Origin of the sequence: Arthrobacter sp. CAN_A212 (genome assembly GCF_015752345.1) — a bacterium.
Lineage (GTDB): Bacteria > Actinomycetota > Actinomycetes > Actinomycetales > Micrococcaceae > Arthrobacter_D.
The window spans coordinates 1-14,507 of record NZ_JADOUT010000004.1 but is presented as its reverse complement, the minus strand read 5'-3'; the positions used below and the strand labels follow the sequence as shown (position 1 = coordinate 14,507).

The 14,507-nt window shown below is 66.7% G+C and carries 13 protein-coding genes; 1 reads left to right on the top strand and 12 read right to left on the bottom strand.

Going from position 1 to position 14,507, the window contains the following annotated elements; translation table 11 throughout:
- Window positions 1-27: 27 nt before the first annotated feature.
- The 12 genes from IWX64_RS05170 to IWX64_RS05115 all read right to left on the bottom strand — a co-directional run bounded on the left by IWX64_RS05170 (window position 28) and on the right by IWX64_RS05115 (window position 13,386).
- Window positions 28-1,995 (bottom strand): helix-turn-helix transcriptional regulator, encoded by a 1,968-nt coding sequence (locus IWX64_RS05170; protein WP_196866098.1) that lies wholly within the window; start codon window positions 1,993-1,995, stop codon window positions 28-30.
- Between the two features lie 72 nt (window positions 1,996-2,067).
- Window positions 2,068-2,463: an FKBP-type peptidyl-prolyl cis-trans isomerase gene (locus IWX64_RS05165; protein ID WP_171585200.1), complete on the bottom strand. Its 396-nt coding sequence runs from the start codon at window positions 2,461-2,463 to the stop codon at window positions 2,068-2,070.
- Between the two features lie 39 nt (window positions 2,464-2,502).
- On the bottom strand, window positions 2,503-3,420 hold the full coding sequence (locus IWX64_RS05160; protein ID WP_196866097.1) for an FKBP-type peptidyl-prolyl cis-trans isomerase: 918 nt from the start codon (window positions 3,418-3,420) through the stop codon (window positions 2,503-2,505).
- Between the two features lie 164 nt (window positions 3,421-3,584).
- Window positions 3,585-4,946, bottom strand: a complete 1,362-nt coding sequence (gene pafA, locus IWX64_RS05155) for a Pup--protein ligase (protein WP_196866096.1) — start codon at window positions 4,944-4,946, stop codon at window positions 3,585-3,587.
- A complete protein-coding gene (gene prcA / locus IWX64_RS05150; RefSeq protein WP_196866217.1) occupies window positions 4,946-5,683 on the bottom strand; it encodes a proteasome subunit alpha in 738 nt (245 codons plus the stop codon). The genes pafA and prcA overlap by 1 nt, the downstream gene beginning before the upstream one ends.
- 2 nt (window positions 5,684-5,685) lie before the next feature.
- Window positions 5,686-6,510 carry a proteasome subunit beta gene (gene prcB / locus IWX64_RS05145; protein ID WP_196866095.1) on the bottom strand — a complete coding sequence of 275 codons (825 nt, stop codon included), beginning with the start codon at window positions 6,508-6,510 and terminating at the stop codon, window positions 5,686-5,688.
- A 5-nt stretch (window positions 6,511-6,515) separates the two neighbouring features.
- The gene (locus tag IWX64_RS05140; protein WP_196866094.1) at window positions 6,516-6,731 is read right to left on the bottom strand and encodes a ubiquitin-like protein Pup; all 216 of its coding nucleotides are present in this window, start codon (window positions 6,729-6,731) and stop codon (window positions 6,516-6,518) included.
- 50 nt (window positions 6,732-6,781) lie between these two features.
- A complete protein-coding gene (gene dop / locus IWX64_RS05135) occupies window positions 6,782-8,437 on the bottom strand; it encodes a depupylase/deamidase Dop (protein WP_196866093.1) in 1,656 nt (551 codons plus the stop codon).
- Window positions 8,434-10,203, bottom strand: a complete 1,770-nt coding sequence (gene arc / locus IWX64_RS05130) for a proteasome ATPase (protein ID WP_196866092.1) — start codon at window positions 10,201-10,203, stop codon at window positions 8,434-8,436. The genes dop and arc overlap by 4 nt, the downstream gene beginning before the upstream one ends.
- Before the next feature lie 96 nt (window positions 10,204-10,299).
- Window positions 10,300-11,391, bottom strand: a complete 1,092-nt coding sequence (locus IWX64_RS05125; RefSeq protein WP_196866091.1) for a tRNA (adenine-N1)-methyltransferase — start codon at window positions 11,389-11,391, stop codon at window positions 10,300-10,302.
- 52 nt (window positions 11,392-11,443) lie between these two features.
- The gene (locus IWX64_RS05120; RefSeq protein WP_196866090.1) at window positions 11,444-12,601 is read right to left on the bottom strand and encodes a site-2 protease family protein; all 1,158 of its coding nucleotides are present in this window, start codon (window positions 12,599-12,601) and stop codon (window positions 11,444-11,446) included.
- Window positions 12,598-13,386: an HAD family hydrolase gene (locus tag IWX64_RS05115; protein WP_196866089.1), complete on the bottom strand. Its 789-nt coding sequence runs from the start codon at window positions 13,384-13,386 to the stop codon at window positions 12,598-12,600. Before IWX64_RS05115 ends, IWX64_RS05120 begins: the two co-directional genes overlap by 4 nt.
- A 106-nt stretch (window positions 13,387-13,492) precedes the next feature.
- On the opposite strand from IWX64_RS05115, the gene IWX64_RS05110 reads away from it, so the two are divergent.
- Complete coding sequence (locus IWX64_RS05110; protein ID WP_196866088.1) at window positions 13,493-14,380, top strand: PAC2 family protein; 888 nt, start codon at window positions 13,493-13,495, stop codon at window positions 14,378-14,380.
- The last annotated feature ends 127 nt before the right edge of the window (window positions 14,381-14,507 follow it).

Sequence of the window (14,507 nt, the reverse complement as noted above, 5' to 3'; positions counted from 1 at the left end):
TGGACGGACACGCTAGTGGGAGAGGAGTCAGGGATAGTTCAGCCGGGCAGCGGAGAGCCAGGCCGAGCATTCCTTTGACAGCTGCCCGGGGGCAGCGACGACGGCATCCCCGCCGAGCCTGCCGACCAGCCCGGGGATCCATGAGGTGGTCGCTACCCGGATTTCTGCCGCCAGGCGCCCATCGGCGAGCTCGACGGTCCGCCCGGCGTCGTAGTGCTCGGCAACCCATCGGGCGGGCTCCTGGAGGATGAAGGTCACCAGCTCGTCACCGGCGGTCGGGCTGAACACGGCGTCGCCGGCTGGCACCGGCCGGGGCTCGGCTCGAACGGGGACCGCAGTCAGTTGTGCGTTCTGGATCCGGTCCAGCCGGAAGTTCCGCACTGCCTCGGCGCCGATGCACCAGGCCTGCAGGTACCAGACGTCGTCGCGGGAGAAGGCCCGGATCGGTTCAACCGTCCGCTCGGTGACCTCGTCACGTGCGGGCACCAGATAGGTCAGCTCCAGCCGCACCCCGTCGCGCAGGGCGGTCTGAATGGTTTCGAGGGTGGGACCCACGGCATCTTCGGTCAGGGTGGTGGCGATCGCTTTCCCGGCACGACCGGCGTCCCCGGCGGCCTCCGTAAGCTTGGCGTGGGCGGTCGCCGCCGCGGAGCCCGGATCCAGGCCGGGGAGGCGGCGCAGCGTGTCCAGTCCCACGATCAGGGTGCAGGCCTCGTCCAGGTTCAGACGGACCGGCGCCGCCAGGTTGTCGGCGTTGTCAAGGAAAATGCGGTCCCCGTCGATGCTGACCTCGATCAGGCCGTCCGGGTAGTAGCGGGGTCCGCTGACGAACAACAGCTCCAGGTCGGCCGCCAGCTGGTCACGGCTGACGCCGAACCGGTTGGCGGTCTCCCCCATGTCTGCTCCCGGATGGTCCAGGAGGTAGGGCACCAGGTCGAGGAGCCTCCGCAGCCGGGCGTCGGCGGAGGCCTTGCGGCGGGCCGGTCGTGGTGCCGGGCCGGTGAACCCAACCACCGGGAGATGCCCCTCCTGGGCGGCGGACGCGCGGGTCAGCCGGTTGCGCACCTGGGCCACCAGATCGGCCGGGGAGATGGCCCGGGCACGGGGGCCGAAGGCTGCGATGTCGGCTGCGGTGTCACCCGGATCGCCGTACGGAAAGCGCAGCAGGTCCCAGCCGCCGTCGGCGCCGTCCAGGACCGCACCGCGGCGGGTCCGCAGCAGGTGGCAGGTGTCGGGCTGAACAGCAACGAGTGCTTCAAAGGGTTCGTCGGCACGGTCGAGGGAGGCGAGGGAATCGAGCATGGCGAAGTGTTCGGGTACGTCGTAGGTACCCTCCAGGAGCCGCGGGGCGGTGGTCATCCGGGAAAGCCTGAAGTACCGTTCCTCGCCGCGGTCCAGGTCCAGGCCGACCACGTACCAATGCCCGAAGCGGCTGCCCATCCCCCAGGGCTGAAGGGTCCTTGGTTCTTCCCGGCCGGTGCTCGCCGCACCGTAGCCGAAGGCGATCGGGCGGCGGGAGGTGGTGGCACGCCAGACCTCGTCCCAGTGGGGTTCGTTGGTCCTGATCCGGGGTTCCACCGGAAGTGGTGCGGCACCGCCGTCGGCCGCGCCGCGGTCCTGCAGCTTACGCAGGGCCCGGGCGGCCGCGGAGTCGAGGGTGGCAACGTCCCACATCCCGGCCGCGAGGGTCAGAGCAGCGGACTCCTCGGCGCTGAAGGTCACGGCGGGCAGCCGGTACTCGGCGGCGTCGATCCGGTAGCGGCGGATGGAGTTGTCGTGATCGAAGGCGGGATCATCGCTGAAGGACTGGACGGGGATGCCCTGTTCGCGGAGCATCGCCTTATCCCGGTCGAAGAGTTTTTCCCGGGCCGAAGGGGTGGGTGCCCCACCGTACAGTTCTATTTCCCTGAACAGCTCCTCCTTGGTGTAGCCGCGCTGCGTGGAGAGCAGCAGCATGACCAGGGTGAGGAGGCGTTCCGTTCGTTTAGCTGACACGTTGGCAAGAGTACCTGCAAGACGATGGCCGGGGCACACTGTGCCCCGGCCATCGGTCGAACAATGCTGCGGTTAGCGCAGGCCCATCAGGTCGACGACGAAGATCAGCGATTCGCCGGGAGCAATAGCCCCACCCGCGCCGCGGTCACCGTAGGCGAGGTTCGCCGGGATTTCCAGCCGGCGTCGTCCGCCGACCTTCATGCCGAGCAGACCCTGGTCCCAACCCTGGATGACCTGGCCGATGCCGACCTTGAAGTCGAGTGGTGCGCCGCGGTTCCAGGAGGAGTCGAACTCTTCGCCGGTGGAGAATGCGACACCCACGTAGTGGGCGGAGACGGTGTCGCCGGCCTTTGCCTCGTCGCCGGAGCCCTCGATCAGGTCAGAGATGACCAGTTCGGTGGGGACTTCGGTGCCGGGGAATTCGATCTCGGGCTTGGTGCGGTCGGTTCCGTTTGATCCGATGGACATATTTCTCCTTTAAATGGTGGTGAATCGGTGTCGCCGAAACTATTCGGCGGCGACCTTCTCGACGATTTCTACGTAGAACGCGAGGGTGCCGGACGGGCGTCCCTCGGGTGCCGGGTCGCCGTAGCCCATGGGCGCAGGGATGACCAGCAGCACCTTGCTGCCCACGGTCTGGCCAGCGAGGCCCTTGGTCCAGCCTTCGATGACGCCGGTCAGGGGGAACTCGACCGGCTCACCGCCGGGGTAGCTGGAGTCGAACTGCTCGCCGTCCTCCCACCGCCAGCCGGCGTAGTTGGCGGTGATGGTGTCGGCCTCGGTGAGGACATCGCCGTCGCCGGCCTCGAGGACCTTGATGACCAGGTCATCGGAGGGCTCGTTGTCGGGGATCTCAATGACCGGCGCGTCGTCGTCGTCGAAGGTGAACGTGGGCAGCTGGCCGTCGGCGTCGAGTTCCTCGACCGCCTCGGGGCTGAGGACCTCGGGCACTGGGGGTGCATCCTCGGCGCTCAGCACGCGCATGACGATGAGCTGCTGCGGGTCCTGGCCCTCGAGGACCGTGGTGTACGCGATCTGGGAGCCGATGGTGGTGCCCAGCAGCACCTCGTAGAGTTCAGGGTCGACCTCCTGCAGCTGCTCGGTCAGGTCAAGGGTCTGTGGCTGCCCGGCGGAGTAGGTGTCTCCGAGCACTGAGCCATCCTCGGCGTTGAGCCCCACCAGGTGGAATGAGACGCGGTCGCCGTCGGCAATGGGATCGCCGTCGCCAGCGGTGATGGCCGCGGCTGCGGGGCCGGTGACCTCCAGCGGCGACTCGAACGTCACCTCGGGGGCTTCCTCATCGGTGCCGCCCTCAATGCGGACGGATTCGAGAATCGCGGCGTCCCCGGCGGTCTTCCCCTCCGGGCCATCGCTGCCGGCATCACCGCCACAGGCAGTCAGCGCAAGCAGAAGGGGCAGAGTCATGGTGAGAGCTTTTCGCACGGTACTTCTTTCGCGGTTGATCGGTGGTGCGTGCCGTCCGGCCGCGACGTACGGGCCGTAACTGGTGAATGAACCTCACCAGCCTAACGGTTTGGGGACTGAAGTTTCTCCCGCACATTCGTTTTCCCGGGAGTTTCCCGGCGGATTCACAGTTGCGCCAGCAGCGCTTCAACCCGTTCGTCGACCGACTGGAACGGGTCCTTGCACAGGATGGTCTGCTGGGCGCGGTCGTTGAGTTTGAGGTGCACCCAGTCGACGGTGAAGTCCCGGTTGGCCTCCTTGGCGCGCCGCACAAACTCGCCCCTCAGGCGCGCGCGGGTGGTCTGAGGTGGAATGTCCACGGCGTTCTTGATGTCGACGTCGTCCACCACCCGCTCGGTTTCGCCACGCTGCTGGAGCAGGAAGTACAGTCCACGTTCCCGGGAAATGTCGTGGTAGGTGAGGTCGAGTTGCGCCACCCGCGCCGATTCGAGCCCCAGCCCGTGGCGGACCCGGTAGCGGTCGATCAGCTTCTTCTTGATGGCCCAGTCGATCTCCCGGTCGATAAGCCAGTGGTCACCGGTGTCGACGGCGTCCAGCGTGCGGCCCCACAGTTCCAGGATCCGCTCGACGTGCGGGGTGTGGGCGCCGTTCGTGTCGACAAACTGGCGGACCCGGGCCAGATACTCCCGCTGCATTTCAAGCGCGGAGATGCGACGGCCGTTGGCCAGTTTGAGGGGCTGCCTGCCGGTGAGGTCGTGGGAGATTTCCCTGATGCTGCGGATCGGGTTTTCCAGCCGGAAGTCTTTCATGATGACGCCCGCCTCGATCATCCGCAGGATCAGGTCGACCGACCCCACCTTGAGCATGGCGGTGGTCTCGGACATGTTGGAGTCCCCGGCGATCACGTGGAGCCTGCGGTAGTACTCGGCGTCGGCGTGGGGCTCGTCCCGGGTGTTGATGATGGGCCGTGACCGGGTGGTCGCGGAGGAGACACCTTCCCAGATGTGGTCGGCGCGCTGTGAGAAGGCGTAGATGGAACCGGTCTGCGTCTTGAGGACCTTCCCGGCGCCGACCAGCAGCTGCCGGGTGACCAGGAACGGAATCAGGATGTCGGCCAGGCGGCTGAACTCGAGCTTCCGGGGAATGAGGTAGTTCTCATGGCTGCCGTAGGAGTTCCCCGCGGAGTCGGTGTTGTTCTTGAACAGGTACACCCGCCCGTCGTACCCCTCGTGGGCGAGCCGCCGTTGTGCCTCGGCAACGAGGTCCTCGAGGATCAGCTCCCCCGCCCGGTCATGGGCAATCAGCTGGGCGACGTCGTCGCATTCGGCCGTCGCGTACTCGGGATGTGAGCCGACGTCGAGGTACAGCCGGGACCCGTTGGTGAGGAAGACGTTGGAGGACCTCCCCCAACTAACCACTTTCCGGAACAGGTAGCGGGCCACCTCCTCGGGTGAGAGTGGACGGGAGTTCGGCCCGGAATAGGCGATCCCGAACTCGGTCTCGATGCCAAAGATCCTGCGGTCCATCAGTGCTGCGCCCCTTCGAGCATGGCTGCCACTTCCGCGGGCAGGAACCGTCGGAACGCGCGACGCGCTCCGCGGGTGGTCAGCGGGTCACGGTCCAGGGCCGCGACCTCCAGGGCGCCGGGGTCCAGGCGGACCCGGGGTTCGCTGACCCCGCCGACGACGCTCCCGCCGCCATAGCGGAGGGCGTCGACGGCGGTCCGCACCGCTTCGCCGAAGTCGTGGTCGGCGTCCCAGCGGCTGGAGAGTGCGTCCACCACGGCGTCGGCCTGCCCACCCATCACGATGAACCGTTGTTCGTCGGCGATTGACCCGTCAAAGGTCAGCCGGTACAGATGGTCGGTGTCGGTGCGGGTACCCACCTCGGCGACGGCCAGTTCAACTTCGAAGGGCTTGCTGTCGGCGGTAAAGACGGCGCCGAGGCTCTGTGCGTAGACACTGGCCAGCCCGCGGGCGGTCACGTCACCGCGGTCGTAGGAGTAGCCCCTCACATCGGCGTAGCGAACCCCCGCCTGCCGCAGGCTCTCGAACTCGTTGTACTTCCCGACGGCGGCGAAAGCGATCCGGTCGTAGATCTCGCCGACCTTGTGCAGGGACGGCGAAGGATTCTCGGCGACCAGGGCGATCCCGTCCCGGCAGCTGAGCACCACGACCGACCGGCCCCGGGCGATTCCCTTCCGGGCAAAGTCGGCGCGGTCCCGGGTGAGCTGCTCCGGGGACACATAGAACTGTTGGGTCACGCTCATGCCTCCCGGCCCGCCACAGACCGTGAATCGATCACCTGGGCGGCGGCCAGGGCAAGTTCGCGCTCCGGCACCCTGCGGGCGCCCGCGCTGTTGGCCGTGTAGACCACGGGCCACAGCTGGCGGACCACATCGGGGCCGCCCGTCGCGGAATCGTCGTCGGCCGCGTCGTAGAGCGATTCCACGGCCACCCGGACCGCGCGGTCCTCGTCAAGGTTCGGTTTCCAGAGCTTCTTCAGGGCACCGCGGGCGAAGGCGGCACCGGATCCGACGCTGTGGTGTTCCTGTTCCTCGTAGCGGCCCCCGGTCACGTCGAAGGAGAACAGCCGGCCGACCCGTTGGACGGTGTCGAATCCGGCGAACAGGGGGACCACGGAGAGGCCCTGCAAGGCCAGGGGCAGGTTGGCCCGGATCATCGCGGCCAACCGGTTGGCCTTGCCGTCCAGGCTCATCAGATCGCCCTCGATCTTCTCGTAGTGTTCCAGCTCCACCTGGAAGAGGCGCATGATGTCGAGGGCTATTCCGGCGCTCCCGGCGATCCCCAGCACCGAGTACATGTCGGCCGGGAAGACCTTTTCGATGTGCCGGCTGGCGATGACGTTGCCCATCGTCGCCCGCCGGTCGCCGGCCATGAGGACGCCGCCGGCGTAGGTCATCGAGACGATCGTGGTGGCATGCGGCGCGAGGGTGGGGGCGCTGGCCGGGGTCAGTCCCCCGGCGGAGCGGCTGGAGGGCAGCAGTTCCGGATGGTTTGCCCCGAGATACCCGCTGAACGAGGTGGAGGCTGCACGGCCGATCGACGCGGTAGCGTCCTCTAACTTCATGGAGGTTACTGCCCGCCCTTCTGGACGAATCCGCGAACAAATTCTTCGGCGTTGGATTCGAGCACCCCGTCGATCTCATCCAGCAGGTCGTCGACGCCCTGGGTCTGTACCGTGGGTGCTCCGCCCTCAGGTGCCCCCCCGGCGTCGGGAACTTCGGTGTGCTGTTCCTCGTCCTGTTCCGCGGGACGTGACCCGGTGTTTCTGCGGTCCTGTGTAGCCATGGCTGGCACCTTTCATTGCTGCGGATGTGATGCGCACTACCTAGTGATCTCTATGGTGCCATGTTGGATTGTGGCCTGCTCAATAGCCGCGAAACAAATTCTTCCGCGTCCGCCGACGCGGCGAACAATTCCCTGGTCAGCGCGGCGGTACCCCGGAGCGGTTCCCGGGTCTGGATCCGTTGCAGCCGGCGCTGGGAGGGCAGTTCGAAGATGATCGAATCCCAGCTGGCACCCACCACCTCACGGGGGAAGCTGCTGATGCAGTGCCCCCGGAAGTAGGCCCTGGTGTCCTCCGGCGGGTTCGACACGGCAGCGGTGACCTGCTCGTCGGTGACCAACCGGTCGATTTCTCCCCTGGCCGCCAGCCGGTGGTAAATGCTCTTCTCCGGTCGCAGATCCGAGTACTGCAGGTCGACCAGGGCCAGCCGGGGATCGTCCCACGCCATCCCGTCGCGACTCCGGTACGCCTCGAGGACCTTGAGCTTGGCCACCCAGTCGAGCTGGCGTGCCGCGTCGAGGGGATTCCGTCGCAGGACGTCGATCAGGGCCCCCCACCGGTGCAACAGGTCAGCGCTCTGCTGGTCGGTACCGCCCTGCCGTGCTGATTCGCTGAGGCAGGCTTCCAGGTACATTTCCTGCACGTCCAGTGCCGTGACCGATCGGCCATCCACCAGCCTGACGCGGTGCTTCAGGGTGGGGTCGTGGCTGATGGCCTGCAGTTCGCGGACCGGATCGTGGATTTCCGGGACCGGGGCCCTCTTCCGGTCAATCAGGGACAACACCAGGGACGTGGTCCCCACTTTGAGGTAGTTGGACGTCTCGCTCAGGTTCGCGTCGCCGATGATCACGTGCAGGCGGCGGTATTTTTCGGCGACCGCGTGCGGCTCATCCCGGGTATTGATGATGGGACGGCGGACGGTGGTTTCCAGTCCGATCTCGTTCTCGAAAAAGTCGGCCCGCTGGCTGAGCTGGAAACCGGGCGCCTGGTTCAACGCGCCGATACCCACCCGGCCGGACCCGCAGAGGGTCTGGCGGGTGACGAAGAACGGGGTCAGCACGGCGGCAAGGTGATGGAACGGGACGCTGCGGGGCACCAGGTAGTTCTCGTGTGAGCCGTAGGACACGCTCTTGTTGTCGGTGTTGTTCTTGTACAGGTGGACGGGTGCGAAGCCCGGTGTGGCGGCGATGCGCCGCATCGCTGCCAGTGCGACGGCGTCGCCGGCACGGTCCCACAGCACAGCATCCAGGGGGTTGGTGACCTCCGGGGACGAATACTCGGGGTGGGCGTGATCGACGTAGAGCCGGGCACCGTTGTTCAGGACCAGGTTCATGAGCACCGTGGAGTCCAGCGGGCCGACGTCGTCAAGCGGCGAGTCCACCATGGCGATCTCTTCGGCGGTCAGGACCGGTGGGGCGTCGGTCAGCTGGGATGGGTCCGCGGCATGCCGGGTCTGGTGCCAACCCCGCGCGTCGGCCAGCGGTGCCTCGTCGGTGTAATCCCACCGGGTGCCCGCCAGATTGCCGAGCCCTTCCCGGAGGGTCGCAGCGTACGCGTTGACCACCTGCGAGGACAGGACCGTCGCGTTCGCGTCCGGGATGGATGGAGCGATGATGCCGTACTCGGTTTCGGTGCCCATCACGCGGTGGGCGGAGAACCGGGCTGGGTCGAGAACTGAGGGATCGGTTGGCGGTCCGGCTCGCGTCACAGATACTGTCCGGTATTGGCTGTGGTTTCGATGGTCTTCCCGGGTTCCTGGCCGGCCTTACCCTGCACGATGGTGCGGATATAGGTGATCCGCTCCCCCTTCTTCCCGGAAATACGCGCCCAGTCGTCGGGGTTGGTGGTGTTGGGAAGGTCCTCGTGCTCGCGGAACTCGTCGACGACGGCACGCAGGAAATGCTCTATTCGCAGACCCTTCTGGTTATCGAGCAACAGATCCTTGATCGCGTACTTTTTCGCCCGGTCAACCACATTTTGGATGACCGCGCCGGAGTTGAAATCCTTGAAGTAGAGCATCTCGGTGTCCCCGTTGGCGTAGGTCACCTCCAGGTATTCGTTCGACTTTTCGGTGGAGTACATCTTCTCGACAGTGCGCCGAATGATCGCCTGCACAGTGGCGGAGCGGCTGCCGCCGTGCTCGCCCAGGTCCTCGGCGTGCAGGGGCAGGTTCTCGGTGATGTACTTCCCGAAAATCTCCGCGGCACCCTCCGCGTCGGGGCGGTGGATCTTGATTTTCACGTCCAGTCGGCCGGGCCGGAGGATGGCCGGGTCGATCATGTCCTCCCGGTTGGACGCACCAATCACAATGACGTTCTCCAGCTTCTCGACGCCGTCGATCTCGCTGAGGAGCTGCGGGACGATGGTGGTCTCGACGTCGGAGGACACCCCGGTGCCGCGGGTCCTGAAGAGGGAGTCCATCTCGTCGAAGAAAACCACGACAGGGCTGCCGTCCGACGCTTTTTCACGGGCCCGGGCGAAGATCAGCCGGATGTGACGCTCCGTTTCGCCGACGTACTTGTCCAACAGCTCCGGGCCCTTGATGTTCAGGAAGTAGCTTCTGGTTTCGTTGGAGCCGGTCCGTTCCATCACCCGTGCAGCCAGCGAGTTCGCCACCGCCTTGGCGATGAGGGTCTTGCCGCAGCCGGGCGGACCGTAGAGCAGGATCCCCTTCGGGGCTTTCAGTCCGTGCTCGCGGTACAGGTCCGGGTGCAGGAACGGCAGCTCAACGGCGTCGCGGATCTGTTCAATCTGGGGTCCGAGGCCGCCAATGTCCTCGTACGCGATGTCCGGAACCTCCTCCAGGACCAGGTTTTCCACCTCGCTGCGGGGGATTTTCTCCAGCGCGTACCCGGACCGGTTGTCGACCGAGAGGGCGTCCCCGACGCGGATCCGCTCGGCCTGGAGGGGCCCGTTGAGCCGGACCACCCGCTCCTCGTCGGCGCGGCCGATCACGAGGGCTCGGTCGGATCCCAGCAGTTCCTTGACCGTCACCAGGTCGCCGGCGCGTTCGAAGGCCAGGCCCGCGACGATGGTCAGGGATTCGTTGAGCAGCACCTCCTGGCCGGGCATCAGCTGCGCCAGGTTGATCAGCGGGCTCACTGAGACCCGGAGTTTCCTGCCGGACTGCAGGATGTCAGCGGTCTCCTGCGAGGTGGCGGCCGCCGTCGAACCGGGCTCCGCAGCCCGCTGGGCGTTGATCTGGATGATCGTGCCGAAGCTGAACGGGGTGGCACCCTCATTTTCGAGGGCGCCCTTGAGCCGGACGATCTCGGCCCGGGCGGTTTCGAGTGCCGAAACCAGTTTGGTGTTGTTCTGGGCTGCGGACGCGAGCTGCCGGTCGATGTTACGCAGCCGGTCCCGCAGGACGTTCAACTGCCGCTGGGTTGCAGCCAACTGGCTGGCCGCCGCACCGGCCTGATGCGCTTCGCCAGCCGATGGTTCCGTTGGATCAACGTGCTCGAAGTCAGCCATGCGTGTCGCCACCTTCAGTGCTTGGTTATTGCTCTCCTTCGACCATAGCGCAGAGCGCCGGGTAATTCCTGAAAGTCGCCGGTGTGAGGTTCAGGGCTACTGGTCGGAGGACTCGTCCGACGCACGAAGGGTATCGGCAGCAACCTGGTCACGGCGGGCCTGGGCTTCGTCGGCCGGCAAGGCGCCGCGCTGGATGGTGGAGCTGGCATCGCGCGCGACCCTCCTCAGTCGCTTGTCGGAGACCTCACGCTCGCCCACCGCCTGGGGGGTCCACGCGTTCAGGTCCTCGGCGCTGAAATCGGTCTTCGAGGGGCGCCGCTTCGTGGTCAGCCCGGTGACCCCGTGCGCCAGGCGGCGGGTGATCAGCAGGAAGCCCGTGTGTGCCACCATCCGGTGGTCGGGTCGCACCGCGAGTCCTTCCAGGTGCCAGCCGCGCACCATCGACTCCCAGCCATCCGGTTCGGTGAACCGTCCGTCGGCCCGGATTGCTTCAGCTGTCCGGGACAGCTGGGTCACGGTGGCCACGTAGCTGATCCAGACACCGCCGGGGGCAAGCACCGTGGCCACAGCGTCCAGGCATTCCCACGGCGCGAGCATGTCGAGGACCACGCGGTCGACGCTGCCCGGTTCCTCCTGCTCCACCACCTGTTCCTGGAAGTCACCCAGGCTGATCTTCCATGCCGGGTGGGGCCCACCGAAGATTGTTTCGACGTTGCCCTGCGCGATGTCTGCGAATTCGGAGCGGCGTTCAAAGGAGTGGAGGTAGCCGGCGTCGCCAACGGCCCGGAGGAGGGAGATGGACAGCGCTCCCGAACCGACACCGGCCTCGACCACGCGCGCCCCCGGATAGATGTCGGCCATGGTGATGATCTGGCCGGCGTCCTTGGGATAGACCACTGCCGCCCCGCGGGGCATTGAAAGGACAAAGTCGGAGAGCAACGGGCGCAGTGCCTGGTAGAGCTGGCCGCTGGTGTTTTCCAGGACGGTGCCCTCATGGGAACCGATCACCCCGTCGTGAAGCAGGAACCCTTTATGGGTGTGAAACGCGCCGCCGGGGGTCAGGGTGATGGTGTTCATCCTGCCCTTCTCGTCGGTCAGCTGCACGCGCTCACCCGGGCGGAAAGGGCCCCGGCGGGCGGCGGCCCCGTGGGGTGGGTGGTCCGCGGGGGTAGTTCCGGGGGTGTTCATCTTTCGAAGGTCCTTAGCTAGTGGGGTGGTGAGTGCGCGCCGCTGGCGGCGTTTAGGAGTGCTGGCCGGGATGGGGCTTGCCGGTAATCGCGGAGATGACGGTCGCCTGCTGGAGTAGCCCGGTGACGCGGCCCTGACGGTCGATCACCGCGTATTCGGTGCCGGGGAGTTTTGCCAGGAACTGGACCAGTTCCTGGCCCTGCGCGGACTCGGGCACATAGGCTCCGGGGGCAAGCGCCCGCGCCACGGCATTGATTGGGGTGCTGTCCGCGGCGTCGTCGGGCACGCTGACCAGCGCGCCGGTGTCCACCACGGCCTCAGGCACCCCGGTGGCGCCGGTGAGGACAACCGCGGCTCCCGGGTTGTCCCTGACGAGCCGCCGGACGGTCTGCACCGTGGTTCCGGCGGCGATACTCAGGGCGGGCTGCTTCAGCCGTCCCGCGCTGACCGCGGGCAGGCGAAGCCGCATCTGTGCGTTGCGGATGGCCGCCGTCGCCCCCATCCACAGGAACGCGCCCATCACGGCGGCGATGATGACGACCGTCAGGTCGGGCGTGCCGCCCACCAGCAGGGGAAGTCCGAGCACGGCCGCGACGAGGAGGATCACGATGATCCGGCCAGCCCAGCCCGCTGCGACAGTTCCCTTGTCCTGGTTGCCGGTGGCTTTCCAGACGGCCGATTCAACGATCCTTCCGCCGTCGAGGGGAAGCCCGGGCAGCACATTGAACACGGCGACCAGGAGGTTCGCCCAGATGAAGATGTCGGCGAGCAGTCGCCCCACCGACTGAGGTTCGAACAGTGGGAGGGCAAGCCAGCCGCCGAGCGCCAGGAGGAAGTTCGCGGCAGGACCGGCCAGCGCGACAATGAGGGACCGCCCAGGACTGGCGTTGAAGTGTTCAAACTGGGTGTGTCCGCCCCAGAGGTTCAGCACGATGCGGGCGGTCGGCCAGCCGAAGACGCGTGCCGACAGGGCGTGGGCCAACTCGTGGACCAGAACGGAGGCGGCGAGCAGCAGCGCGTAGCTCAGCGCCACCCCGTAGGCGCCGAGCCCGATACCGGGGAACGCGCGTTCCACCTGGGGACCGAACACCAGCACCACGAAGATGGCGATGATGAACCAGGACCAGGCGAGCACAATGGGTATCCCCCACAACCGACCCAGCGAGAGGCCCTCGCGCCGTCGCAGCGCCTCGGGCTCGGGTGAGGTCACAGGGCGGCCTGCTCCACCGGTGCTCCGCGGTGGCCGTGGACCAGCCGCGTGAGGTCGGCGACCGACCGGTCCGCCAGGGTGGGCCACTCGTACCAGCCGCGATCCGTCGGCAGGGGTCCCATGTGTGGCACCGCGAGGGCTACCAGCCCGGCGGCTTCAGCGGAGGTGGCGCCCGGCAGGGAGTCTTCGATGGCGACCACGCGGTGCTTGAGGAGGGCTCCGTCAGCCCCGCCGAGGGCGTCGAAAGCCAGCTGGTAGGGCTCGGGGTCAGGCTTCCCGCGCTGCACCATATCCCCGGTGACCAGGAAATCGAAGGTGCCCGGTGGGAGCTGCCGTACCACCTCGTCGGCCAGCAGCTTCTCGGACATGGTGACCATGGCGCAGGGGATGCCGTGCGCCACGAGTTCCGCCAACAGTTCGCGTGCTCCCGGGCGCCACGGGGCAGACTCGGCCACCCGGGCCTGCACCTCGGCGATGAGGTGATCGATGATGTCGCGGATGGACAGGGCGACACCGGCTTCCTGCAGGGCGCCAGCCGAGAAGGACAGTGCCTGGCCCACCAGGGCCTCCGCCTGGGTGGTGGACCAGCTGCCGCCGTGCGCCGCGACCAGATCCTTCTCGGCCTGGATCCAGTAAGGCTCGGTGTCGACAATGGTGCCGTCCATGTCCCAGAGGACCGCCTGAAGCAGTCCCTCCGGCAGAATCCCGTCGTGCAGTTCCCCTGCGTTCTCACGGGTTGCCTGTCCGGAAATCGGCGCAGCTGTACTGGGATCGGAGGTAGCCATATCTCCAGTCTACGGGGCTTGCCAGCGCGGCAACGGCCCCTTTGGCTCTGCGCGAAGCGCCAGTCAATACCTGCCAACAGCACGCGCTGAGGTTTAGGGTGAAGTGGTGAGTACCTTTGATGAGAGCGTCCAGCCCGGAGTCCGTGGCCTTTTCGAGGATAGTGCTGTTCCCGATCGCAGGGTCACGATCATGCTCGCCGCGTTCGAGGGGTGGAACGACGCCGGCGAAGCGGCCAGCGACGCCCTGAAGTTCATGGGCAGGTACTGGGGCAGCGAAAAGGTTGCGACGATCGACGCCGACGAGTTCTACGACTTCCAGTTCACCCGCCCCGTGGTGTCACGGAACTCCAAGGGCCAGCGCAAGATCAAGTGGCCCACCACGCGGATCACGAAGGCATCGGTTCCGGATACCAACGTGGACCTGATCCTGGTGCACGGGGTGGAACCGTCCTACAAGTGGCGGGCTTACACAGCAGAGCTGATTGCCTCAGCCAAGGAACTGGACGTTGACTGCATCATCCTCGTGGGTGCGCTCCTGGCCGATGTGCCGCACACCCGCCCCATCCCCGTCACCGTCACCTCGGACGACGAGCTGGTCCGGGAAAACCTCAACGTCGAGCCCTCAACCTACGAGGGCCCCATCGGGATTGTCGGGGTACTCAGCGAGGTGGGGTTGCTCGCCGACATTCCGACCCTGTCCCTCTGGGCAGCGGTCCCCCATTATGTGGGACAGTCACCCTCGCCCAAGGCACAGCTTGCCCTGTTGAACCGGCTCGAGGAGATGCTCCACCTTTCACTGGACATGCACCTTCTGGTGGAGGAGTCGGAGGCGTGGGAGCGCGGCGTCGACGAGTTGGCCATCGAGGACCCCGAGGTGGCCGCCTACGTGCGCCAGCTGGAAGAGGCGAAAGACACCGCCGAGCTTCCCGAGGCCAGCGGTGAATCGATCGCCCGCGAGTTCGAGCGGTACCTCAAGAAGCGTCGCAAGGACTGATCCCCCTGCGGCCCCCGTCGTCCTGTCAGGCACTAGGGCGTGTCTCCTTATTGTTCGGTGAGGTCTTTGGGATGCTGGTGGTATGTCACGTACTGCTGTTTTGTCGGATGCTCAGTGGGCTCGGATT

Coding starts and splice junctions, on each gene's coding strand:
- IWX64_RS05115 (WP_196866089.1), bottom strand. CDS start 13,386: ATGGCTACCTCCGATCCCAGTACAGCTGCGCCGATTTCCGGACAGGCA.
- IWX64_RS05125 (WP_196866091.1), bottom strand. CDS start 11,391: ATGAACACCCCCGGAACTACCCCCGCGGACCACCCACCCCACGGGGCC.
- IWX64_RS05140 (WP_196866094.1), bottom strand. CDS start 6,731: ATGGCTACACAGGACCGCAGAAACACCGGGTCACGTCCCGCGGAACAG.
- IWX64_RS05160 (WP_196866097.1), bottom strand. CDS start 3,420: ATGACTCTGCCCCTTCTGCTTGCGCTGACTGCCTGTGGCGGTGATGCC.
- pafA (WP_196866096.1), bottom strand. CDS start 4,946: ATGGACCGCAGGATCTTTGGCATCGAGACCGAGTTCGGGATCGCCTAT.
- IWX64_RS05165 (WP_171585200.1), bottom strand. CDS start 2,463: ATGTCCATCGGATCAAACGGAACCGACCGCACCAAGCCCGAGATCGAA.
- arc (WP_196866092.1), bottom strand. CDS start 10,203: ATGGCTGACTTCGAGCACGTTGATCCAACGGAACCATCGGCTGGCGAA.
- prcB (WP_196866095.1), bottom strand. CDS start 6,510: ATGAAGTTAGAGGACGCTACCGCGTCGATCGGCCGTGCAGCCTCCACC.